General features: G+C 34.4%; 22 protein-coding genes and 3 tRNA genes. 16 read left to right on the top strand and 9 right to left on the bottom strand.

The window, feature by feature from the left end:
* Window positions 1-37: 37 nt before the first annotated feature.
* From dnaB to tgt, 6 genes are all read right to left on the bottom strand, one after another.
* Window positions 38-1,582 carry a replicative DNA helicase gene (dnaB, locus tag ACM55M_RS11395; protein ID WP_416857761.1) on the bottom strand — a complete coding sequence of 515 codons (1,545 nt, stop codon included), beginning with the start codon at window positions 1,580-1,582 and terminating at the stop codon, window positions 38-40.
* 140 nt (window positions 1,583-1,722) lie between these two features.
* Window positions 1,723-2,676 carry an acetyl-CoA carboxylase carboxyltransferase subunit alpha gene (locus ACM55M_RS11390; protein ID WP_416857760.1) on the bottom strand — a complete coding sequence of 318 codons (954 nt, stop codon included), beginning with the start codon at window positions 2,674-2,676 and terminating at the stop codon, window positions 1,723-1,725.
* Window positions 2,677-2,930: 254 nt separating this feature from the next.
* Window positions 2,931-3,521: a dual specificity protein phosphatase family protein gene (locus tag ACM55M_RS11385; RefSeq protein ID WP_416857759.1), complete on the bottom strand. Its 591-nt coding sequence runs from the start codon at window positions 3,519-3,521 to the stop codon at window positions 2,931-2,933.
* Window positions 3,522-3,694: 173 nt separating this feature from the next.
* Entirely contained in the window at window positions 3,695-4,576 is an 882-nt protein-coding gene (locus tag ACM55M_RS11380) for a DMT family transporter (RefSeq protein WP_416857758.1), read from the bottom strand.
* Window positions 4,563-5,651 (bottom strand): LptF/LptG family permease, encoded by a 1,089-nt coding sequence (locus ACM55M_RS11375; protein WP_416857757.1) that lies wholly within the window; start codon window positions 5,649-5,651, stop codon window positions 4,563-4,565. The genes ACM55M_RS11380 and ACM55M_RS11375 overlap by 14 nt, the downstream gene beginning before the upstream one ends.
* A gap of 66 nt (window positions 5,652-5,717) precedes the next feature.
* Entirely contained in the window at window positions 5,718-6,848 is a 1,131-nt protein-coding gene (gene tgt, locus ACM55M_RS11370) for a tRNA guanosine(34) transglycosylase Tgt (protein WP_416857756.1), read from the bottom strand.
* A gap of 563 nt (window positions 6,849-7,411) precedes the next feature.
* On the opposite strand from tgt, the gene ACM55M_RS11365 reads away from it, so the two are divergent.
* The 3 genes from ACM55M_RS11365 to ACM55M_RS11355 all read left to right on the top strand — a co-directional run bounded on the left by ACM55M_RS11365 (window position 7,412) and on the right by ACM55M_RS11355 (window position 9,220).
* Window positions 7,412-7,954 carry a YciE/YciF ferroxidase family protein gene (locus tag ACM55M_RS11365; RefSeq protein WP_416857754.1) on the top strand — a complete coding sequence of 181 codons (543 nt, stop codon included), beginning with the start codon at window positions 7,412-7,414 and terminating at the stop codon, window positions 7,952-7,954.
* A gap of 342 nt (window positions 7,955-8,296) precedes the next feature.
* Window positions 8,297-8,671 carry a hypothetical protein gene (locus ACM55M_RS11360; RefSeq protein ID WP_341694920.1) on the top strand — a complete coding sequence of 125 codons (375 nt, stop codon included), beginning with the start codon at window positions 8,297-8,299 and terminating at the stop codon, window positions 8,669-8,671.
* Between the two features lie 153 nt (window positions 8,672-8,824).
* Window positions 8,825-9,220, top strand: coding sequence for a ribosomal maturation YjgA family protein (locus tag ACM55M_RS11355; RefSeq protein ID WP_416857752.1), 396 nt, complete (start codon window positions 8,825-8,827; stop codon window positions 9,218-9,220).
* An 87-nt stretch (window positions 9,221-9,307) separates the two neighbouring features.
* On the opposite strand, the gene ACM55M_RS11350 is transcribed toward ACM55M_RS11355, so the two are convergent.
* Window positions 9,308-10,243 (bottom strand): nuclear transport factor 2-like protein, encoded by a 936-nt coding sequence (locus tag ACM55M_RS11350; RefSeq protein WP_416857751.1) that lies wholly within the window; start codon window positions 10,241-10,243, stop codon window positions 9,308-9,310.
* A gap of 484 nt (window positions 10,244-10,727) precedes the next feature.
* On the opposite strand from ACM55M_RS11350, the gene ACM55M_RS11345 reads away from it, so the two are divergent.
* The 7 genes from ACM55M_RS11345 to ACM55M_RS11315 all read left to right on the top strand — a co-directional run bounded on the left by ACM55M_RS11345 (window position 10,728) and on the right by ACM55M_RS11315 (window position 17,543).
* Entirely contained in the window at window positions 10,728-11,231 is a 504-nt protein-coding gene (locus ACM55M_RS11345) for an SRPBCC family protein (protein ID WP_416857750.1), read from the top strand.
* Window positions 11,232-11,450: 219 nt separating this feature from the next.
* Complete coding sequence (locus tag ACM55M_RS11340; protein WP_416857749.1) at window positions 11,451-13,961, top strand: cation-translocating P-type ATPase; 2,511 nt, start codon at window positions 11,451-11,453, stop codon at window positions 13,959-13,961.
* Between the two features lie 90 nt (window positions 13,962-14,051).
* Window positions 14,052-14,336 carry a rhodanese-like domain-containing protein gene (locus tag ACM55M_RS11335; RefSeq protein WP_416857747.1) on the top strand — a complete coding sequence of 95 codons (285 nt, stop codon included), beginning with the start codon at window positions 14,052-14,054 and terminating at the stop codon, window positions 14,334-14,336.
* Window position 14,337: 1 nt separating this feature from the next.
* On the top strand, window positions 14,338-14,658 hold the full coding sequence (locus ACM55M_RS11330) for a rhodanese-like domain-containing protein (protein WP_416857745.1): 321 nt from the start codon (window positions 14,338-14,340) through the stop codon (window positions 14,656-14,658).
* 213 nt (window positions 14,659-14,871) lie between these two features.
* Window positions 14,872-15,441: a YciE/YciF ferroxidase family protein gene (locus tag ACM55M_RS11325; protein ID WP_416857744.1), complete on the top strand. Its 570-nt coding sequence runs from the start codon at window positions 14,872-14,874 to the stop codon at window positions 15,439-15,441.
* A gap of 214 nt (window positions 15,442-15,655) precedes the next feature.
* Window positions 15,656-16,507, top strand: coding sequence for a transketolase (locus tag ACM55M_RS11320; RefSeq protein WP_416849972.1), 852 nt, complete (start codon window positions 15,656-15,658; stop codon window positions 16,505-16,507).
* 82 nt (window positions 16,508-16,589) lie between these two features.
* The gene (locus tag ACM55M_RS11315) at window positions 16,590-17,543 is read left to right on the top strand and encodes a transketolase family protein (RefSeq protein ID WP_416857743.1); all 954 of its coding nucleotides are present in this window, start codon (window positions 16,590-16,592) and stop codon (window positions 17,541-17,543) included.
* 71 nt (window positions 17,544-17,614) lie between these two features.
* Here ACM55M_RS11315 and ACM55M_RS11310 read toward each other — a convergent pair whose 3' ends face one another.
* A complete protein-coding gene (locus ACM55M_RS11310; protein WP_416857742.1) occupies window positions 17,615-18,601 on the bottom strand; it encodes an FKBP-type peptidyl-prolyl cis-trans isomerase in 987 nt (328 codons plus the stop codon).
* 78 nt (window positions 18,602-18,679) lie between these two features.
* Between ACM55M_RS11310 and ACM55M_RS11305 the strand changes: the two genes are divergently transcribed.
* Both ACM55M_RS11305 and ACM55M_RS11300 read left to right on the top strand, forming a co-directional pair.
* Window positions 18,680-19,069: an RNA-binding S4 domain-containing protein gene (locus ACM55M_RS11305; RefSeq protein ID WP_416849975.1), complete on the top strand. Its 390-nt coding sequence runs from the start codon at window positions 18,680-18,682 to the stop codon at window positions 19,067-19,069.
* 59 nt (window positions 19,070-19,128) lie between these two features.
* Window positions 19,129-19,629 (top strand): phosphoribosyltransferase family protein, encoded by a 501-nt coding sequence (locus ACM55M_RS11300; RefSeq protein WP_416857741.1) that lies wholly within the window; start codon window positions 19,129-19,131, stop codon window positions 19,627-19,629.
* Here ACM55M_RS11300 and ACM55M_RS11295 read toward each other — a convergent pair.
* Window positions 19,621-20,139, bottom strand: coding sequence for a shikimate kinase (locus ACM55M_RS11295; protein ID WP_416857740.1), 519 nt, complete (start codon window positions 20,137-20,139; stop codon window positions 19,621-19,623). The genes ACM55M_RS11300 and ACM55M_RS11295 overlap by 9 nt on opposite strands.
* A 127-nt stretch (window positions 20,140-20,266) precedes the next feature.
* Here ACM55M_RS11295 and ACM55M_RS11290 point away from each other — a divergent pair.
* The 4 genes from ACM55M_RS11290 to ACM55M_RS11275 all read left to right on the top strand — a co-directional run bounded on the left by ACM55M_RS11290 (window position 20,267) and on the right by ACM55M_RS11275 (window position 22,329).
* A tRNA-Lys gene (locus tag ACM55M_RS11290) sits at window positions 20,267-20,339 on the top strand.
* Between the two features lie 37 nt (window positions 20,340-20,376).
* Window positions 20,377-20,449, top strand: a tRNA-Lys gene (locus ACM55M_RS11285).
* A gap of 42 nt (window positions 20,450-20,491) precedes the next feature.
* Window positions 20,492-20,574, top strand: a tRNA-Leu gene (locus ACM55M_RS11280).
* 612 nt (window positions 20,575-21,186) lie between these two features.
* Window positions 21,187-22,329 (top strand): cysteine desulfurase family protein, encoded by a 1,143-nt coding sequence (locus tag ACM55M_RS11275; protein ID WP_416857739.1) that lies wholly within the window; start codon window positions 21,187-21,189, stop codon window positions 22,327-22,329.
* Window positions 22,330-22,380: the final 51 nt, after the last annotated feature.

Here is a 22,380-nt window from a genome sequence, read left to right as displayed (position 1 = left end):
AAATTAAAATCCGCTATAGCGGATTTTAATTTACATTTTAGAACGGTACATCACTGTCATCGTCCGGGTCATTCAAGTTACTTCCAAAAGCTTCATTAGCCGATGGCAGGTTTTTAGTAATAAAAGGATTGTCATCTTGATTCATACTCGATGGTAAGTCATCATACCCTCCACTGTAATCTTCCAGATTATCAAATTTACCCAGATGCCCAATAAACTTCAAACGAACGTTTTCAATACTACCATTACGGTGTTTTGCTATCATTATTTCCGCCTGACCTGCAGTTGGTGAAGCTTCATCATCATCCCACTCGTCAATTTTGTAATATTCAGGTCGGTATAGAAACGATACAATATCAGCATCTTGCTCAATCGCACCCGATTCCCGAAGGTCAGAAAGCAAAGGTCTTTTACTGGAACCACGCGTTTCAACCGCACGCGACAATTGAGAAAGTGCAATTACAGGAACATTTAATTCCTTCGCCAATGCTTTTAAGTTTCGGGAAATCGTGGAAATCTCCTGCTCTCTGTTTCCTCCTCCTTTACCGTTTCCACCGGCCGTCATCAATTGCAAATAATCAACAATTATAATTCGAATACCATGTTGAGAAACCAAACGTCTCGCTTTTGCTCTTAAGTCAAAAATAGATAATGAAGGTGTGTCATCAATATACAATGGGGCTTTTTCTAAATTTTTAACTTTGGTACTCAATTGCTCCCATTCGTGTTTTTCCAGTTTTCCGGTACGCAATTTCTCCGAAGACAAACCTGTTTCGGAAGAAATCAAACGGGTGATCAACTGAACCGATGCCATCTCCAGAGAAAATAAGGCAACAGGCATTCCGAAGTCAATGGCCATATTTCTTGCCATGGATAATACAAATGCGGTCTTACCCATTGCTGGTCTCGCTGCAATAATAATTAAATCACTTGGTTGCCAACCCGAAGTAATCTTATCTAATTTATCAAAACCAGTCGCTACACCACTCAATCCTTCTTGACCGGCTATTTCTTCTATTCTTTTTTTGGCTTGTAAAACTAAACTCTGGGCGGTTTCAGAACTCCGCTTTATATTTCCTTGAGTTATTTCGTATAATTTGGATTCGGCTCGATCTAATAAATCAAAAACATCCGTTGTTTCATCGTAAGAATCTTCAATAATTTCAGTAGATATGCGAATCAAACTGCGTTGAATGAATTTTTGAAGAATAATTCTGGAATGAAATTCAATGTGTGCAGAAGACGATATCTTTTGCGTAAGCTGAATTAAGTAAAAATCCCCTCCTGCCAATTCTAATTTCGCATTTTTCTTGAGTTGGGCAGAAACTGTTAATAAGTCAATAGGCTGTGTTTCTGTAAACAGCTGAACGATAGCCTCAAAAATATGTTTGTGTGCCTCTTTATAAAAAGCATCAGGCTGTAAAATGTCAATTACATCATCCACCCCTTTTTTATCAATCATCATGGCACCAAGCACAGCCTCTTCTAAATCGAGAACCTGCGGTTGCAATTTTCCTTTTTCAAGGCTTATTATAGTGGTTTTATCAACCTTCACAGGTTTAATATTTTTGAAATTTTCCATAATGCGAAAGTAACAAAAATTAAAAAAACATTGTCATTGAGTTATTACAAATAATTGTTCATAAGTAACTATTTTTTGTTTATAACCATAAAAAAATCCGAAACTGTAAGGCTTCGGATTAAATATCAAATTATATCATTTTACTCTTTGTATTCGCCCATTTTACTGTATTTTTCCATTCTTTGAGCAACTAATTCTTCTGTTGATAAGTCTTTCAATTCATTGAATCCTTTCATGATATATTGTTCCACCGTTTTGAAAGCAGTCTCTCTGTCATAGTGAGCTCCTCCTAATGGTTCAGGGATAATATCATCAACTAATTTTTGTTTTTTCATGTCGGCAGAAGTCAACTTCAATGCTTCGGCTGCTTGTTCTTTATATTCCCAGCTTTTCCATAGAATAGAAGAGCATGATTCCGGAGAAATAACAGAATACCAAGTGTTTTCCATCATATAGACCTTGTTCCCCACTCCTATTCCTAATGCTCCACCAGATGCTCCTTCACCAACAATAACAGTGATAATGGGCACTTTTAAACGAATCATTTCGAATATATTTCTGGCTATAGCCTCTCCTTGTCCACGTTCTTCGGCTTCAAGTCCCGGATAAGCTCCCGGAGTATCAATTAAAGTCAATACCGGAATACCAAATTTCTCCGCCATTTTCATCAATCGCAACGCTTTTCTATATCCCTCAGGATTTGGCATCCCAAAATTACGAAACTGACGTGTCTTTGTATTGAATCCTTTTTGTTGACCAACAATCATAAAAGATTGTCCATCAATTTTTCCTAAACCACCAATCATGGCTTTATCGTCTTTAAAACCTCTATCGCCAAAAAGCTCCAGGAAGGTTTCGCCACACAAAGCACGTACATGATCCATTGTATAAGGGCGACTTGGATGTCTTGACAATTGTACCCGTTGCCAAGCAGTCAAGTTTTTATAAATATGCCTTTTAGTTTCTTCTAGTTTTTTGTTGATTTGTTTGCAAGTATTCGTTACATCAACATCTGATTCCTGACCAATGATAACACATTTATCTAACTGTTCTTCTAGTTCTTTTATAGGAAGCTCAAAATCTAAATATTCCATAGGATTTCTGCGTTTTTGTTTTTAATTCGAACCGCAAATATAAAATTTTAAATCGTTGTAAAAGATAAATTTTATATTTATGTCTTAAACTGTATATTCTAAAGTATGAAAATTAGTCTGTAAAAGAAGACAAAACTAGCTTTAACTTTTTTTTTTAAAATGAAAATCAAGTACTTACAAATTAATTCTAATTAATTTTTGAGATAGAATTTGGATAAAATCAAATCAGACGATTTGATTTTTAAACTCTTTCGTTACTTCATTTCTGTTGCTAATTCTTTTCTAGATTTATAGGCTTTCAAATATTCTCCTTTTGGAGTTCCATCATCAAAAGAGCTATATTTTATTAATGCTCTTACACCTTGACGTGCTTCTTCATTGTTGAAATTTTCATATTCAATTCTATATAATGCGGAATACATTTCGGCACGACCAATTCCGTGATAACAATGAATCAACACCGGATAATTGTCTTTGTCATCCATTATCTTGAAAAAAAGGTCTAAATTTTCTTGTTTTGGAACCTGATCCGAGCCATTATTGAAATAATTCACTCCTTTTATTTTTGCTACGGCTTCTTGTTCGGCAGTAAGTTCAGTAGGGATTTCTGGATTATTCTTCAAATCCGTAGTACCCGGAAAACGTAAATCAACAATAGATTTTATATGGTATTTGGTAACGTAACTTTCTATTTCATCTGGCGGAATTACTCCTGACTTATACACTTTTCCTTCCGTTATCGTTTCGAAATTATGATTAATATTCATGTCATAAACATATTTCCCAACAAAGATTAAAACGATTCCAAGTAAAGTAAAACTTATTAATTTTCTATTTCTTTTCATATTGTAAAGATCAATAGTATTTTGAGGACAATATCCATGAAACACTCTTTTCCAAATGTTTATGGATGTCTAAAACATGGATAAACCGATTCGTTTTATTGCAATCACCTTCACGAATTCCTACGATTAAAAGTAAAAAAACGACAGCACTAAACAAACATCTTGAAAACCGCTTAAACATCCTTTTGATAATGTTTAATTACACCATTTAGGATTACTGTGATTACAATTATTATGGCTCCAATATAAAACTCAAAGCTCATTTTTTCTTTTCCTCCAAGGATAAAATAGGCTAATACAATTCCATAAACCGGCTCCAAATTGGTCGTTAGCATTACGGTATAAGGAGTGAGTTTTTGCATGACTTTTACTGAAGCAGTAAACGCATAAGCGGTACAAATAGACGCTAAAATCAAAATTAAAACCCAATTATTGAATGTTAAAACAAAGAAATCCAATGTGAATTTTTGTTGAAATAAAAAGTAAACCGAAATAAAGAATACTCCCGCCAGAAACTCATAGAATGAGATTACCGAAGGATCGTGATTTTCTATTAATTTTCCATTCATCAGTGTAAACAAAACGCCTAGTATTATTGAAGCCAAAGCATACAACATACCGTCTAAATAATGGACTTCAACTTTCATGATTAGTGCCAGTCCTGCGATGATAATAAGTCCAAAAAAGACTTCATACCAAAGCACTTTTCTACCATAAAAAAGAGGTTCCAGTACCGAAGCAAAAAAAGCGCCCAGAGAAAAAACCGAAAGCGTAATGGAAACATTTGAAACATGAATCGCTTTGAAAAACAATATCCAATGCAGGGCTATCAATAACCCCACAAAAATCAATTTCACGAAGGATTTCAGAGGAATTCGAAATGATTTCTTTTTGAATACAATAAACAACGACAAAAAAATACTGGCAAAAAACATTCGATACCAAACTAAAGCATCAGCAGTTATAGTGATTAAAGCGCCTAAAATAGCGGTAAAACCCCAGATAAAAACAATCAGATGCAGGTTTAAATAGGACTTTAATTTATCGTTTTGCATTTCGTAATAAATAAACGGCTAAAATCCCAAAAGCAAAATTGGGTAACCAAACTGCCAACATAGGAGGAATACTTGATTTTTCGGCTAATACCCCAAATATTTTATCAAAGAAGACAAAGGCAAACGCCAGAGCAATTCCTATTGCCAAATTAATTCCCATTCCGCCTCTGCGTTTCATAGACGAAACCGAAACCGCAATAATCGTTAGAATAAATGCTGAAACCGGAACACTGAATTTTTTATATAATACGACTAAATATACATTGATGTTAGACGAACCCCGCTTTTTCTCCTTGTCAATAAACTTAATCAGTTTATTCAAACTCAATGTTTCAGCAATATATACCACAGGTGCCAAATCCTCTAAATCAAAACTAAAACGGGCATCCTTTTGGGGTGCTTTTTCAATTTTATCTCCATTTTCCCCTACCGTCCTTTTTGTATAATCAAACATGGTGTAGGTTTTAGACTTTGGATTCCATTTTATTCTACTTGCCGAAATTTTATAGACCATTTTCTCTTCATTGAATTTTTCCAATGAAAAATTAAAAGCAGTCTTTGACAACGTATTAAAGCTATTCACATAGATGAATTCAGTATCGCTAATTTGTCGGTACACATCCGTGTCATCTCCCCGCATTGCTTCTTTTCCACCCGTTTTTAGATACGTATATCTAAAATTATTAAACCCTTCACTGGCAGCTGGGACAACAAAAAACCCCATTAATAAAACAAAAACCGAAACGATGGAAGCGCCAATGATGTAGGGTCTCAAAAAACGGGTAAAAGAAATCCCCGAACTCAAAATGGCGATAATCTCGGTGTTATTGGCTAGTTTTGAAGTAAACCAGATAATCGATAAAAACAAAAAAATTGGAAATAACGAATTGGCAAAATAAATCGTAAAATTATAATAGTAGATTGCAATTTCAATAAATGGAACTTTGTTTTCGATCATGAAATTAATCTTCTCCGAAACATCAATAATAATCCCAATAGGTATAAACATCAACAACATAACCGCAAAAGTGGCTAAATATCTTTTTAGGATGTACTTGTCAATTATTGTTAACATAGTAAATTTTAATGGGTTATTTATTTAATCGTTTAACCGAATTAACGATTAAACGATTAAATATATTTAAAGTCTTTGGTCCATGTTTTTCACCATCATTTCTTTCCAAGGCTTGAAATCGCCCGCTAAGATATGTTTTCTAGCCTCACGAACCAACCACATGTAAAATCCAAGATTATGGATTGTGGCAATTTGTTTCCCCAAGTATTCATTGGCAGCAAAAAGGTGACGTAAATACGCTTTCGTATATTCGGTATCCACATACGTAATCCCCATTTCGTCAATAGGCGAAAAGTCATCCTCCCACTTTTTGTTTTTGATATTTATCGAACCGTTAGCCGTAAACAACATTCCATTTCTGGCGTTACGCGTAGGCATCACGCAGTCGAACATGTCAATTCCAAGGGCAATATTTTCCAGAATATTTATCGGAGTTCCCACGCCCATCAGGTAACGAGGTTTGTCTTCGGGCAGGATTTCACAAACTATTTCGGTCATCGCATACATTTCCTCAGCAGGTTCCCCTACCGAAAGTCCACCTATTGCATTTCCTTGTTGATTGGAATTTGCAATATATTCTGCCGATTGTTGGCGTAAATCTTTATAACAACTTCCTTGAACAATTGGAAAAAACGTTTGTTCATAGCCATATTTAAAAGGCTGTGTGTCTAAATGATTGATGCAACGGTCTAACCAACGGTGCGTCATCTTCATCGAACGTTTTGCGTAGTTATAATCACATGGATACGGCGTACACTCATCAAAAGCCATGATAATATCGGCTCCTATGGTACGCTGAATTTCCATAACATTCTCCGGAGTAAAAAAGTGGTACGAACCGTCAATATGCGATTTGAACTTCACCCCTTCTTCCTTAATTTTGCGATTGGCCGAAAGCGAATACACTTGGTAGCCACCAGAATCCGTCAAAATATTGCGGTCCCAGTTCATGAATTTATGCAAACCACCCGCTTTCTCGAGGATTTCGGTTTGTGGTCGCAAGTACAAATGGTAGGTATTTCCCAAGATAATATCTGGGTTTATATCGTCTTTCAATTCGCGTTGATGCACACCTTTTACAGAACCAACGGTCCCTACAGGCATAAAAATTGGGGTTTCAATCACACCGTGATCAGTGGTAATACTTCCCGCTCTGGCTTTGGACTGCGGATCTTTTTTTAATAAATCAAACTTCATATAGGCGTTTTTCAGTGGGCAAAGATAGGTTAATTTGAAAATTAGATAATTACATAATTTAAAAATTTAATTAAGATTTGGGAATTCACTTTTAGCAAGGTTTTCCAAAGCACTTTTTGAATCAAATCCACCTTCCAAAATTAAGAATTTGGGCGTGACCGTGTTGCAGAACTACAGTTCTAAATCTTATTTTTTACAGCAACAAGGTCGGGCTTTGCGTTGCAATCTCCCGAAGAAAAATCGGGAGGATTTTCACTGCTATCCCTCACGCAGATAAAATATCTGGCATTCATTGGCAGCTTCCTCTTAATCTTACTCGATTCCCGATAGCATAAATTGCACTAAAAACCTCAAAATATTTACATAATTGCAAACTAAATTTTTAGAAAAAATCATACTATTCGTATTTATAATTAGTTAATTAACATAAACTTAGACCCCATTTTAACTAAATTTACAATATATAAACCAGAGTGTATGAATTTTGAAATACAACAAAAATAAATTATTGATTTAGCAAGATATTAGATTGCAATTTTATACCACTCAAAAAAACAACCGTCATGGAAACTACACATAGAAATCCAGAAGCTGAGGGAGCAAAATCAGAAGCAGCATATAATTTAAAAGACTTATTTGAAGTTGGGTTGAACGACATTTACTCAGCAGAAAAAGCATTGATTGAAACCTTACCGCATATGGTGGAAAATGCTTCATCACCACAATTAGCCAACACCTTACAAAATCATTTAAATGAAACGAAACAACATGTTTCCCGTTTGGAGGAAATATTTGAATCAAAGGGTATTAAAGCTGTTGCAAAAAAAAGTGAAGCTATAGAAGGATTAATAGAAGAGAGCAAAGGCATAATAGCACAAGCCGAAACGGGTGCCATGCGTGATGCCGGAATTATTGCCGCAGGACAAAAGTTGAAAAAATATGAAATTGCGACCTATGATGCCCTACATTCATTTGCAGAAAATCTTGGTGAAAACAAAGCCGCAAATTTGCTCGCTATGACACTGAATGAACAGAAAAAAGCGGATGCCGCTTTGAACGAAATCGCTCAATCCAACATCAATTTTAATGCTTCAGAGCAGATTTAATTATAAAATATTAAAAAATAATTTTGATTAAGAACCTGTAATCATTTACTGTTTTCAGTTTAACCTAAAAGCCTGCCTCGTGCAGGCTCTTTTTGTGGTTTAGTTTCAAATTTTAAACTATGTGTTTTTCAGCAAAACCACTGAAATTTTACCCACGTGAGTACAAAAAGCATTCAACTAATTAAAAGTCATTTTGATGATTTATAAGATAATTATTATATATTTGATTTTAAATAAACACTGACGTTTGTCATACATATCTACCCAAATTTGGGTGTATTATGATGACTCAGTCATCACTATATGCAAGTTAGCAGTCAGTTACCAAAAATGAAAACAGAAATGAAAAATATACTAGCAATTTTATTATTTACAATATCAGTTTGTAGCGCACAGAAAGCGGAAAAAACTATCGTTACAATTCCCAATGCTCCAGGAATTGTCTATGAAGTTGGAAATGGCGAAATATTTGAAAGTGCTATTAAAATTAAAAATGCTAAAAATAAAGAAGAAGGAATTGACGCCGAAAATAAATATTTGGAAAATAAATATGGATTAATAAACGTAGGTTGGAAGCCATTTGGAAGTGAATTCTACGAAGTCAAAAGAAAAACTTACAACTTAATTCATATTGAAATATTAAAAAAGGATGCTAATATTGAAAATGAAATGACAACCGTTTATTTTGATATAACGGAATGTTTAAAAGGAAAATAACCGAACTGCTAACAGCCACTACAACGGATTTGGGCATTTGGCTTAATGGGAAATTGGTTTTGTATTTGGAAGTTTTGGCATAACCGAAAGATTACGCATTTTTAATCCCAAACCCGCTGTAGTGCCAGAACGTTAGACAAAACCTACAACACTATGTTAACATTCAACAAAAATTACTTTGGTTTTGCAATTTTAATTTTTTTTATTGAGGTTTTGATAGCGCTTTTCGTCAATGATAATTTTGTCAGGCCCTATCTCGGCGATGTTTTGGTTGTTATTTTAATCTATTGCTTTTTGAAATCTTTTCTCAGATTGCCTGTTTTAACTGTTGCGCTATTTGTATTGATTTTCTCTTTTACCATAGAATTTTTTCAATTTTTAAATATTGTCGAAAAGCTACACTTAGAAAAATCAAAAATTGCCAGAACTGTTATCGGAACTTCATTTTCTTGGATTGATTTGCTGACTTATATTGCGGGAATTGCAATCGTAATTGCGGTCGAAAAGTATGGACTTAAAAAAGAAGAAGCTGAAAACACACATTTTTGACAAAAATAGCCTACATGAAAACGTCCTAAAACAAGTTGACACAAAACGCAACTTATTTTAGGACGTTATACTTAAAAATTCATTTCATTACTCCATCAACTTTTCGCTGTAATACGCCATCTCAGAAGTTATTTTACCTTTATCATTAAAATTATCAATGAAAAATATTGGCAAAACAATTTTCTTTTTATCAGATTTTCTCGTTAATCTAAAATTCCACCAAGACTGCACCGCCATTGCATCTCCCATTTCGTAATGCAAATAATCCGGATACCCAACCATATCAATACTCGTAAGGTCAAATTTATCAAAAAGCTTTTGATCGTTTGCTTTTTGTTCCGCTAAGGTTATGCTTTTCCCTACCGGTGAATTGATGTCCATAAAAGTTGCTTTTTCATCATAAAAACTATAGGCTTTGTCAAAGTCTTTATTTTCAAAAGCATAAATCATTTTTCTGACAATATTAATATTTTCATGATGATTATAAATGACTCCATTTTCTCTATCATTAAAACTACTGCTAATTTCATCAAAAATGCTGTTATTTGCGTATTTAATAATTGTTTTAATTTTATTGTTTTTATCAACTATAAACAACCGATGCAAAGGCATATCTATTTTCACTCCAGTTTTGCTATGTACTCCTTTTAAATCTTCCCAGGTTTGAACCCAGACTACATCTTTATTATTATCCTCTTTATATTCTAAAGCATCCGGATATGCGCCTGGAGATCTTTTGACACTTAAATAATCAACATTATCTTTCCAAAACTTTACTTCATTCAAAAAAGAAGCTTTATCACTCCCTTTATCATCTTTATTAGAACTCGTACCATTATATGATTTAAAATCATCTGCTAAAAAGCTCGCTACTTTGTCAGCATCACCATTGACATATGCTTGTGTCATGGCTTCTACTAAATTAATTGCAGGATGCTCTACATAAATAGTTCCATTAGTTTTTTTTTGTGCGAAAGTGATGCAAGTAGCAATCAACAATACAATTGAGAATTTTTTTTTCATGTTTAAGTGTTTTTTAGTTAATAAGACATTAAATTTAATTAAAAATACTGACTGTCAGTACATTATACTAACATATATTTTTTGTTTAGGTCAAATTAAAGGGTATTAATCTGAAATTTTGTAGTCTACAAGCAGAAGAATAGTGCTGATTATTGAAAATTACTTTTATGAATAGCCTTCACAATATAAAAACTAAGTAATTAGCAACAATTCTAAATTTTGTAGAACTTTTTTAGCAACCAAAATATAAGATAGTACAAAAAGTGCCAGCGTCTATTATTTTTAAATTTTGAGATTATAATCTATCGTTATTTCAGGACGGAACAATATAAAAAATCAGATTATAATCTTGATGTATATTAACTTTTTAGAATCGTCATGTAATTAAAACATATAAGCATTTAATTAACAGCTAATTATTTAAATTTTATTTAATTTTATGTGCTGTATCTAATTTTAGTATAAAAATTAAAAAAGTATAAAAATGGAAACAAAGAATCAGTCAACAAAGACCCCTGAACCCAATAAACAAAAACTCTTAATTATAAGAGAATTTGACGCATCCCGAGAGCTTGTTTGGAAAGCTTGGACAGATCCTGAAAGTTTCATGAAATGGTGGGGGCCCAAAAATTTTACTTGTCCGGTCTGTGAAATAGATTTTAAAGTTGGAGGCAAATATCTTAATTGCATGCGATCTTCTGATGGTCAGGAATTTTGGGGCGCTGGAACTTACATCGAAATTGTCCCTATGGAACGAATTGTTTACACGGATTCATTTGCAGATGAGAAAGGAAATGTTGTTTCGGGGACTCATTACGGCATGGAAGGTTTCCCGTTGGAATTGCTTGTAACAGTTTCATTCGAAGAACATGACAACAAAACTAGAATGACACTTACTCATGTAGGGATTCCATCAGGAAAAATCACCGATTTAACCAATATCAGCTGGAACGAATCTTTTGACAAGCTTGCTGAAAGTTTAAAATAATTCTGAAAGAGCATCACTAAAAATAAAAACTGTTTTAATCCCTCAAAAAGATTCAGTACCACCAGAAAAGAACGTTCTCAAAGTATCTTAATCTCAAATGCTCGACGCTTTATTTTGGAAAATGCAAATTTGATACAATCATCACTACATTTTATAATTGGTTGTCCTTACCCTACTTTTGAATTTCATTTTTTGTAGTAATTCCTAAATTATTCAACTATGATTGAAGGATTAAAAACAGCAGAAGCTCAGGAAAAATTAAAGCGTTTTGGCTTTAATGAATTGCCATCAACAAAACCAAAATCTATTTGGCGTATTGCTTTGGAAGTCGTCAAAGAGCCCATGTTCATTTTATTGATTAGCTGTGGCGTACTTTATATTTTATTAGGCGATTACAGAGAAGGCATTATTTTACTTTCTGCCATTTTCGTTATTATTTTCATTACTTTTTACCAATATCAGAAAACCGAAAAAGCACTGGAAGCACTCAAGAAACTTTCCTCGCCACGCGCTTTGGTGATTCGGGATGGAAAAGAAATCCGGATTCCCGGACGCGAAGTGGTTCCTGATGATATAATTGTATTAAATGAAGGTGATCGAATTGCTGCTGATGCAAAAGTACTCGACACCATAAATCTTACCGTTGATGAATCATTGCTTACCGGCGAATCAGTCGCAGTAACGAAAAGCGTAGAAATCGATACCTCGAATTCACATGGATTGGTTTTCAGCGGAACACTTGTGGTTCAAGGAAAAGGATTTGCAAAGGTTTTTGCAACCGGAACAAAAACACAGTTTGGAAAAATTGGAATCTCTTTACAAAGTATTGAGGAAGATGAAACCCGATTGCAAAAAGAAATGAAAGTGTTGATTCGGAATCTATTCCTGATTGCTATTTTCATCAGTATTGGTATCATTGCAATATTTTATTTTACAAGAGGGAATTTTATTCAAGCACTACTGAATGGGCTTGCCGCTGCAATGTCCATTTTACCCGAAGAATTCCCCGTTATCCTTACCGTATTTCTTGCTTTGGGTGCCTGGCGATTATCTAAAAAAAATGTGCTGACCAGAAAACCTTCAGCAATTGAAACATTGGGTTCGGCAACTGTTTTATGCACTGATAAAACAGGAACAATTACCCAAAATAAAATGGAAATTGCCACTATTTATGATGGTCAGGAAATCGTACTAAAGAGCATTTTTCATGAGAAACAAAATCAGATTTCAAATTTAGTTGTTGCCGCCCATTATGCCTCTCGAAAAGATGCGATTGACCCAATGGAACAAGCAATTTACAAAACACATGAAGCCATAATTTCGCAAAAAAAATCAGACCATAAACTCATAAAAGAATATCCATTGAGCAAAGAATTACTTGCTATGACTCGTGTTACCGAAAATGTTACTGAAAATTCCATCTCCGTTTCTGCAAAAGGTGCCCCGGAAGCTATTTTCAAGCTTTGCAAAATGAAGGAAGAGGAAACGACGAAACATTTTTCAGCCGTACAACAAATGGCCGAACAAGGATATCGAGTTATTGCTGTTGCAAATGCGGCACATCATAAGGAACAACTTCCAGATTCACAACATGAATTTGATTTTAGTTTTCTGGGACTTATTGGTTTAGAAGATCCCATTCGTCCAGAAGTCCCGCAAGCCATAAAAGAATGCCATGAAGCCGGTATACAAGTCATTATGATTACTGGCGATTTTCCCGCTACTGCAAAAAGTATTGCTTTATCCATAGGTCTTGATGCCGATAAAGGAATTATTACTGGAGAGGAGTTAACCGCAATGAGTGATGAAGAACTGAAATTAAGAATAACTAAAACTAATGTATTTGCACGCGTAATTCCTGAACAAAAACTGAGGATTGTTCAAGCTTTGAAAGCCAATAACGAAATCGTGGCAATGACAGGCGACGGAGTGAATGATGCGCCAGCCTTGAAAGCAGCCAATATTGGTATTGCGATGGGAAATAAAGGAACGGATGTAGCCAGAGAAGCATCTTCGCTCGTTTTATTGGATGATAATTTTGCATCAATCGTTTCGGCTATACGTTCCGGAAGAAGGATTTTTGATAATCTGCAAAAAGCAATGTCGTATGTTCTCTCCATTCATATTCCTATAATCGGGCTTACCCTTTTACCCGCATTCAATACTTCAATTCCATTATTATTGATGCCGCTGCATATTGTTTTTATGGAATTGATAAATGATCCCGTTTGTTCCATTGCATTCGAATCAGAGCAAGAAGAAAAAGAAATCATGCAGCGCCCTCCCAGAGATCCAAACGAACAGTTTTTTGGCGGAAGAAAGATTATACTGAGTGTCATGCAAGGCTTTTTATTGTTGGCTATGGTTTTTTCGGTTTATTTATTTTCCAAATTCCAAGAATATCCAGAAGGAGAAATAAGAGCTATTGTTTTTTCGGCACTACTGCTTGGAAATATTTTTATCATTTTGACCAATATTTCAAAAACAAGAAATATTATCTCCGTAATTACCGAAAGAAATCCGGTCACAATCCCCATTCTCTTAACCGCCATCATAATGTTGCTGCTGATTATTTCGATTCCGTCGTTACGCCAGACTTTTAATTTTGAAGTAACGAATTACAATCATTTTATGCCTTCTATTTTAGGAGCAATTGCTATCCTTATCGTTCTTGAAACCATAAAATATTTTAAAAACAGAAGCCGACAAAATAAAGAATCCCTTGCGTAACAAAAGGCACTGTGCAGCACTTATTGTTGCTTTACTTTTGTACAACAATTTAGTTAAAAGCTATTTGACTATTAATTAAAAAATATAAAAATGAGCTTAGAAAAAACAATCAAAGAAAAACAGGGAACAATCGTAGATGTGCGTTCCCCTTCTGAATTTATGGGTGGCCATGTAGCCGATTCCATTAATATTCCACTGAATGAAATTCCGCCAAGAATAGAAGAATTACAAAATCTTAAAGGACCGTTAGTACTTTGTTGTGCATCGGGAAACCGAAGCGGACAAGCACAACTCTTTCTGACTGAACATGGAATCGAATGTTACAATGGCGGTTCCTGGTTAGATGTAAATTATCATCAATCTCAAATTAAATAAAATGATTAACACACTCAAAAATTTATTTGGATTTGGTCCAAAAGTAAACTACTCCGATTTAGTAAAACAAGGAGCTATTATTCTGGATGTTCGAAGCAAAGGAGAATATTCAGGGGGACACATAAAAGGTTCCCTAAATATTCCGGTTGATACTTTAAGTAACAATCTATTTAAATTGAAAGACAAAAACCAACCCATAATCACTTGTTGTGTGTCAGGTATGCGAAGTGCTTCCGCAAAAAGCATTTTGAAATCAAATGGATTTACCAAAGTCTACAATGGTGGCGGTTGGAGTAGTCTTCAAAATAAAATTAGTCACTAAATTAAAAGCATAAACAGCAAAGAACCAGCCGAAACAGTACGTTAAATTTTGGAAAAAATCATACTATTCGTATTTACAATTAGTTAATTAACAATTGATTCGATGATAGTTTGTTTAATTTTATAGTATTAAAAAAGCAAGTAATCAGTTTGTAAGATACAGGCAACAAATTTAATAGTACTTGCAACAATTAATCTTTAAAAAACAACTATTATGAGACCTGAAAGTAGTAAAAACGAACCTTTTAAAGGAGCTGTTCAAGCAAAATCAAACGCAGCACATGGATTGAGAGATTTATTTGAAGTTGGATTGAAAGACATTTATTGGGCTGAAAAAGTATTGACCAAAACGTTGCCAAAAATGGTAAAAAATGCTTCATCGCCAGAATTAGTTAACTCATTAAAAAACCAGTTAAGTGAGACACAAGAACACGTATCACGTCTGGAAAAAATATTTGAAGTAACTGGTATTGCACCAACAGCAAAAAAATGCGATGCCATGCAAGGTATATTAAAAGAGACCAATGGTCTTATCAGAGAAACCGATATTGGTATGGTACGTGATGCTGGGCTTATTGCAGCAGATCAAAAAGTAAAACATTACGAAATTGCAACCTATGGCACTTTACATGCTTTTGCAAAAACGTTAGGTGAAAATAAAGCTGCGGAATTATTGGCTATGAATCTTCATGAAGAGAAAAAAACTGACGCTGCCTTAACCGTAATTGCTTTATCTGCTATCAATAGAGAAGCTTATAGAGCTGATTCAATTACAAATACTTAGAATGTAATTTCATTGGAGAACTGTAATTTCTTACCGTTTCTCTATTTAATATAAAGCCTGCAAATGCGGGCTTTTTTTATGGATTAGTATCCTCTGAATTAGTAATTCAGATTATCACAAACCGTAATCTATTGTACATTAAATATTCAAAAAAACGTTTGCTGTAACCCTAAATAAAAATTACATTTGCAGCAGTTTAACTTTTACACACAAAATGAAGCCTAACACACAACAATTAAACGATTTAACTATCCAAGTCAGAAGAGATATTCTTCGAATGGTTCACGCTGTAAACTCAGGTCACCCGGGAGGTTCTCTAGGTTGTACTGAATTTCTTGTAACCCTTTACCAAAATTTGATGGAACGCAAAGAAGGATTTGATATGGACGGAATTGGAGAAGATCTTTTCTTCCTTTCAAACGGACATATATCTCCAGTATTCTATAGCGTTTTAGCGAGAAGCGGTTATTTTCCAGTATCGGAACTAGCAACTTTCCGTTTAATCAATTCAAGATTACAAGGACACCCAACTACTCATGACGGTTTACCTGGAGTACGTATTGCATCTGGTTCTCTTGGACAAGGACTATCTGTAGCGATTGGTGCTGCACAAGCAAAAAAATTAAATGGTGACAACCATATTGTTTACACGCTTCATGGTGATGGTGAATTACAAGAAGGTCAAAACTGGGAAGCAATTATGTATGCTTCTGCAAAAAAAGTAGACAATCTTATCGCAACAATCGACCTTAACGGAAAACAAATTGACGGTACTACAGATGAAGTTTTATGTATGGGAAGTATCCGTGCTAAGTTTGAAGCTTTTGATTGGGATGTTTTGGAAATTGAAAAAGGAAATGACATTGAAGCTATTTTAGCAGGAATGACAGATGCTAAATCAAGAACTGGAAAAGGAAAACCAGTTTGTGTATTATTGCATACTGAAATGGGTAATGGTGTAGATTTTATGATGTACAGTCATGCTTGGCATGGTAAAGCGCCAAATGATGCACAACTGGAAAATGCTTTAGGTCAAAACTATTCAGAAGACGAAACTGACTACTAGAATTAAGATTGAAGATTAACAATTTCTGATTGCAGAATTTTTTAATCTTTTCAATTTTTTAATCTTTCAATTAAAAAGAATAATGAAAAAATATACAAATACAGGAAGTAAGGATACACGTTCAGGTTTTGGAGCGGCAATGACGGAATTAGGTCAAACCAATGAAAATGTTGTGGCACTTTGTGCCGATTTAATTGGTTCATTAAAATTTGATGATTTCAAGAAAAATCACCCAGAGCGTTTTTTCCAAATTGGAATTGCTGAAGCAAACATGATTGGAATTGCAGCGGGTTTAACTATTGGAGGAAAAATTCCTTTCACAGGAACTTTCGCTAACTTTTCTACAGGAAGAGTTTACGATCAAATTCGTCAATCCGTTGCGTATTCTGAGAAAAACGTGAAAATTTGTGCTTCACATGCCGGATTAACTTTAGGGGAAGACGGTGCAACACACCAAATCCTTGAAGACATCGGATTAATGAAAATGTTACCCGGAATGACAGTAATCAATACGTGTGATTACAATCAAACTAAAGCAGCTACATTAGCAATTGCCGATTACCATGGCCCAGTTTACTTGCGTTTTGGTCGTCCGGTTGTTCCTAACTTCATGCCATCTGACGAGCCTTTCGTAGTTGGAAAAGCTATTGTTTTAAGCGAAGGTTCTGATGTGACTATTCTTGCTACAGGACATTTAGTTTGGGAAGCTCTTATTGCTGCTGAAGCATTAGAAGCAAAAGGGATTTCGGCTGAAGTAATCAATATTCACACCATCAAACCATTGGATGAAGAAGCGATTTTGAAATCATTGGCAAAAACAAAATGTATCGTTACTGCTGAAGAACATAATATTCTTGGTGGTCTCGGCGAAAGCGTTTCTAGAGTATTGGCATTAAACAGTCCAGCTCCACAAGAGTTTGTTGCAGTGAATGACAGTTTTGGAGAATCTGGAACACCAGCGCAACTAATGGATAAATACAAATTGAACAATCAAGCGATTGTTGAAGCTGTAGAAAGAGTTATTAAAAGAAAATAATTTACTTTATTTCTGAACATAAAAAAAATCCCATTCTGACGAATGGGATTTCTCATTTAGTGTCGGTTTTATTATTGACACGCTTTATCTAAATGCTTTTTGATTCTTGCAGGATTAGTAGTGTTACCACTACAGCTTGGAATATCTGCAAATGGATAAGACAATCCAGTCGCTGGATTTTTAATTTCTAGTTTAGTGGTATAATTATCGCCATCATCATCTACATCTACAAAATTAGGAATCCCATCTTTATCTGTATCATCAGGATTATCAACTCCTGTTGCCAATATACGCATGTAGCCATCTCCATTTAAATCCTCTTGGTAAGAGGGAATACCATCTGCATCCTGGTCTAATCTATTCATTTCATACAATTTGAAATTAAATACTAAAGGAGCATAAGAAGGAATAATTCCGCTTCCTGAAGCATAATAAGCTAATCCCGAAGGAATGAACATTACACCTGCCCCAAAACCGTTATGAGTTACTGTTCCGTCAGCATTAGCGCTATAGGTTCCCGTTTTGAATTGTGGAAATATTTCTCCCCATCCTGTGATAGTACTTAATAAACTAAAAAAAGATTGAGGATACTTAACTTCCTCAAATGGCGTTGTTGATAGAGTTGTAACCCCTGATACGGTTGTGCGAGATAAATATTCTCCTTTATATGACGCTAACACTGCATCTACATTACAAGGTGATGCCCCTACTCCTTCTCTAAGCACTAAATAATACAATTTATAGGTTATATTATGAAGACTTACATCTCTGCTCAAAAGCTTAGGAAAAGTGGCTTGATCTTTATAAGACCAAATTGATTTTTGAGTTCCTCCAGTCGGTATCGTTGTAATGGTTACATCTTGATCGTCTGCAAATCCAGGATGATCTATAACGGTTATATAACTTGTTTTTAAATAGTCTTCAATGTCAGTATTATCGGCGGCATATTGTACTGCATAATCTCTAAGTGGCTCAACTGTAGTGGTATCATTCTTCGAACATGAAAATAAAGAGATTGTTGTAATTAATAAAATAAAATAATACTTAAATTTGTTCATTATAGCTAATTTTTAAGTGCGCAAGATACAATATTGATTTATTTTTGTAAACTATTTAACTCCGATTTTAGAAAATTTATGAGAATAGACAAATATTTATGGTGCGTCCGATACTATAAAACGAGAAACATGGTAACTGAGGCTTGTAAAAAAAATCATGTTACAGTAAATGGGCAGGTTGCCAAGCCATCAAAGGAGGTTTTTCCTACCGATAAAATTACGTTCCGGAAAGATCAAATCACCCAAATCATCACCGTTTTAGACATTCCTGAAAATCGTGTTGGGGCTAAACTGGTCGATATTTACAGAAGAAATGACACCCCGGCAGAAGCCTATCAACATTTGGAGCTGTTGAAATTATCCAAAGAGCATTATCGAAAAAACGGAACGGGAAGGCCTACCAAAAAAGATAGAAGAGATATTGATGAATTTGGAAATGAGATTAAAGATGATGACAATGTAGATTAAAAAACGGTTCTCTAATCTAAAACGTATGTATCTAAACCTTAACTTTTTAAAATAAAATAATGAGCAAAAATATCATATTAACAAATCAGGAAATTGAGCATAAAATAAAAAGAATTGCCTACCAAATCTACGAAACCTTTGTGGATGACGAAGAAATTGTCATTGCTGGAATTGCGACTAACGGTTTTACTTTTGCAAAAAAAATAGCCTTAGCACTGGAAACAATTTCTCCCCTTAAAGTTTCGCTTTGCGAAGTGCAAATCAACAAGCAAAATCCCGAATTACCAATTCACACCTCCTTATCAAAAGAACAGTACGCAAATAAAGGCTTAGTCCTTGTTGATGATGTACTGAACTCTGGCACGACATTAATCTATGCAGTGAGGCATTTTATTGACGTTCCTTTAAAAAAGTTCAAAACAGCAGTACTTGTAGACAGAAACCACAAGAAGTATCCTGTAAAAGCCGATTTTAAAGGAATATCATTATCCACTTCCCTACTGGAACACGTACAAGTTGTTTTTGATGAAAATGGAGACAATTACGCCTATTTAAGCTAGAATAGTAACTATATCCATAACCGTCTGGTCGATTGTCTTATCATCAACAATCACCTTATACTGCGCATGGTTGTAATAGAAACTTCTGTCGAAGAGATGTTTTGCAATAAACTCTTTCATCTCTTCATCACTTTTATCAGCAATAAGAGGACGTTTACTTTTATTATGAGCCAATCTATTGAATAAAGTCTCTATTGAAGCTTTGAGATAAACAGATACTACATTATCCCCTTTTAACAGCTCATGATTATTTGCATAACAAGGCGTTCCGCCGCCCAAGCCTATAATTAAGTTATCGGGTGAATTCAATAATTCGATAAAAACTTCATGTTCTAGTTTTCTGAAATAAATTTCACCGTACTTTTCAAAAATGTCATTAATTGACAAATTTACCTTCTCTTCGATCTTTTTATCCAAATCCACAAAAGGAATTTCGATATTTTTTGACAGCTTATTGGCAATTGTGGACTTACCACAACCCATATAACCTAATAATATAATTTTTTTCATCTGAATAAAACCTTACAAATTAAGGTGTTGAGTAATTTTGTTAAAAAAAGACAAATTTATAATAAAATTGCTTGGAAAACTCCAAAATAAGTCCTTATATTTGCACCCGCATTCAAGGAAAGAATTTGACTCGATAGCTCAGTTGGTAGAGCACATCACTTTTAATGATGGGGTCCTGGGTTCGAGCCCCAGTCGGGTCACAAATTTGTGATCAACACATAATTTTCTTGAAGCATTGACTCGATAGCTCAGTTGGTAGAGCACATCACTTTTAATGATGGGGTCCTGGGTTCGAGCCCCAGTCGGGTCACTAAAGGTCGAGTAATTTATTACTTGACCTTTTCTTTTTTAAGGCCACGTGGAGAAACGGTAGACTTGCCAGCTTGAGGGGCTGGTGCTCGCAAGGGCGTGTGGGTTCAAATCCCACCGTGGTCACTCTAAGGGACAAGGAAGAAAAATTTTCTTTTGTCCCGTTTTATTTGCTATTTAATTTATGTTAATCAAATAAATATGACTGGCAATTTCATTGACTCGAGCGGTTTATAAATGGTTATTTCGAAAAGTGAAATTTTCGGGATAATTTAAACAAATTATCTCTCTTCCCTCAGATAAATTAGTATTTGTATAAGCAAAATTAAGTTGTGTTAATCTTTTGATTACCATATTTAATAGGCCTTCAATACTTTGTTTGTCATCTGAGATATTGTTTAGCTAGATTTTTAAACGGTTTAAAATTTGTCCTACTCCATTTTCATCTTTTGATAATCGTCTGCATCGATCTATGAGGTTACAAGAAGTTCCTTGGCAATAGACAATCTCTTTTCATAATTATTAATCTGTGTCAATAATTCCCCTTTTTCATCTTTAGCTGCATTTGTATTACTCCTATAAGATTCCAAAATCATTGAAGTATATAATTCCATTTATAACAAAATGAAATTATAAATAATAGAAACATTTACTGCTAAATTTAATAAATTAATTAAAAGAATGAAGCTTAACTTTACCTCTGCGTTTTGACTACAAAAAGTTTAACTAACAATGACAATGAAAGAATCTATAATATATCTTGATAATAATGCTACAACTCAACTTGACAATCGTGTCTTACAAACTATGCTGCCTTATTTTACAGAGAATTATGCTAATGCTTCAAGTGAACACCTGTTCGGTTTATCCGTAGGTGAAGTAGTTGATTTTTCCAGAGATCAAGTTGCAGATTTAATCAATGCAAAACCGAAAGAAATTACTTTTACTTCTGGTGCTACAGAAGCGATAAATTTAGCCTTTAAAGGATTAATACATCATAAGAAAAAGCACATAATTACAGTGGTAACCGAGCATAGGGCTGTATTAGAAACCTGCAGTTTTATGGAAAGTTGTGGTTTTGATGTTACTTATCTAAATATAAATAAAGATGGCCGCATAAATTTAGATATGCTAGAAGCAGCAATAAGAATTGATACATTAGTAATTTGTATTATGCTAGCCAATAACGAAACTGGAGTCTTACAACCATTAAAAAAAATAGGTAAACTTGCTAAGTCTAAAGGTGTAATATTCATGACTGACGCAACACAGGCAGTTGGTAAATTACCTATTAATGTTTCTGAATTAGGCATTGATATGATGCCTATTTCTGCGCATAAATTTTATGGCCCAAAAGGAATTGGTGCATTGTATGTTTCGGAAGCAGCCAAAATAAAATTAGACTCGCAGATACACGGTGGCGGACAAGAACGTAAAATGCGTAGCGGCACGCTCAATGTCCCAGGAATTGTAGGACTGGGAAAAGCCTGCGAAATAGCATCATTAGAAATGGACGGCAATAGAATTCAAATTACTGTTTTAAGAAACCTTCTAGAGAATGAACTTTTAAAAATTGAAAATACTTTTGTAAATGGAAGTATTGAAGATAGATTATATAACACAACCAATATTTGTTTTCCTGGAGCAAATTCTGAAAGACTGATAATTGGTTTGCAAAACATTGCTGTTTCGAGCGGTTCTGCTTGTTCTTCTGTAACAAATAAACCATCATACGTTTTAAAAGAACTAGGGTTGTCTGATACTGATGCTTTGAGCTCAATACGTTTTAGCTTGGGTAAATTTACCACAAAGGAAGAAATCAATATTGTCATTGAAAAAGTAACAAAACTTGTTGCAATCTTAAGACAGGATAATTGTTAATGAGCTAGGTCTTGTAAAAATAAGATTTGCTTTTCCGCCTTCTATTCATAA

Source organism: Flavobacterium galactosi (assembly GCF_048158585.1).
In the GTDB taxonomy this organism is placed as follows: Bacteria; Bacteroidota; Bacteroidia; order Flavobacteriales; family Flavobacteriaceae; genus Flavobacterium; species Flavobacterium galactosi.
Note: the sequence above shows the minus strand (reverse complement) of the source record. Positions and strands in the feature narration are given on the sequence as shown.

Excerpts from the sequence above, each read along its gene's own strand:
- ACM55M_RS11320 (WP_416849972.1), top strand. The coding sequence starts at position 15,656 with ATGAAGCCTAACACACAACAATTAAACGATTTAACTATCCAAGTCAGA.
- ACM55M_RS11385 (WP_416857759.1), bottom strand. The coding sequence starts at position 3,521 with ATGAAAAGAAATAGAAAATTAATAAGTTTTACTTTACTTGGAATCGTT.
- ACM55M_RS11315 (WP_416857743.1), top strand. The coding sequence starts at position 16,590 with ATGAAAAAATATACAAATACAGGAAGTAAGGATACACGTTCAGGTTTT.
- ACM55M_RS11375 (WP_416857757.1), bottom strand. The coding sequence starts at position 5,651 with ATGTTAACAATAATTGACAAGTACATCCTAAAAAGATATTTAGCCACT.
- ACM55M_RS11350 (WP_416857751.1), bottom strand. The coding sequence starts at position 10,243 with ATGAAAAAAAAATTCTCAATTGTATTGTTGATTGCTACTTGCATCACT.
- ACM55M_RS11355 (WP_416857752.1), top strand. The coding sequence starts at position 8,825 with ATGTTAACATTCAACAAAAATTACTTTGGTTTTGCAATTTTAATTTTT.
- ACM55M_RS11295 (WP_416857740.1), bottom strand. The coding sequence starts at position 20,139 with ATGAAAAAAATTATATTATTAGGTTATATGGGTTGTGGTAAGTCCACA.
- ACM55M_RS11335 (WP_416857747.1), top strand. The coding sequence starts at position 14,052 with ATGAGCTTAGAAAAAACAATCAAAGAAAAACAGGGAACAATCGTAGAT.
- ACM55M_RS11390 (WP_416857760.1), bottom strand. The coding sequence starts at position 2,676 with ATGGAATATTTAGATTTTGAGCTTCCTATAAAAGAACTAGAAGAACAG.
- ACM55M_RS11300 (WP_416857741.1), top strand. The coding sequence starts at position 19,129 with ATGAGCAAAAATATCATATTAACAAATCAGGAAATTGAGCATAAAATA.
- ACM55M_RS11365 (WP_416857754.1), top strand. The coding sequence starts at position 7,412 with ATGGAAACTACACATAGAAATCCAGAAGCTGAGGGAGCAAAATCAGAA.
- ACM55M_RS11345 (WP_416857750.1), top strand. The coding sequence starts at position 10,728 with ATGGAAACAAAGAATCAGTCAACAAAGACCCCTGAACCCAATAAACAA.
- ACM55M_RS11275 (WP_416857739.1), top strand. The coding sequence starts at position 21,187 with ATGAAAGAATCTATAATATATCTTGATAATAATGCTACAACTCAACTT.
- ACM55M_RS11325 (WP_416857744.1), top strand. The coding sequence starts at position 14,872 with ATGAGACCTGAAAGTAGTAAAAACGAACCTTTTAAAGGAGCTGTTCAA.
- dnaB (WP_416857761.1), bottom strand. The coding sequence starts at position 1,582 with ATGGAAAATTTCAAAAATATTAAACCTGTGAAGGTTGATAAAACCACT.
- ACM55M_RS11380 (WP_416857758.1), bottom strand. The coding sequence starts at position 4,576 with ATGCAAAACGATAAATTAAAGTCCTATTTAAACCTGCATCTGATTGTT.
- ACM55M_RS11360 (WP_341694920.1), top strand. The coding sequence starts at position 8,297 with ATGAAAAATATACTAGCAATTTTATTATTTACAATATCAGTTTGTAGC.
- ACM55M_RS11330 (WP_416857745.1), top strand. The coding sequence starts at position 14,338 with ATGATTAACACACTCAAAAATTTATTTGGATTTGGTCCAAAAGTAAAC.
- ACM55M_RS11340 (WP_416857749.1), top strand. The coding sequence starts at position 11,451 with ATGATTGAAGGATTAAAAACAGCAGAAGCTCAGGAAAAATTAAAGCGT.
- ACM55M_RS11310 (WP_416857742.1), bottom strand. The coding sequence starts at position 18,601 with ATGAACAAATTTAAGTATTATTTTATTTTATTAATTACAACAATCTCT.
- ACM55M_RS11305 (WP_416849975.1), top strand. The coding sequence starts at position 18,680 with ATGAGAATAGACAAATATTTATGGTGCGTCCGATACTATAAAACGAGA.
- tgt (WP_416857756.1), bottom strand. The coding sequence starts at position 6,848 with ATGAAGTTTGATTTATTAAAAAAAGATCCGCAGTCCAAAGCCAGAGCG.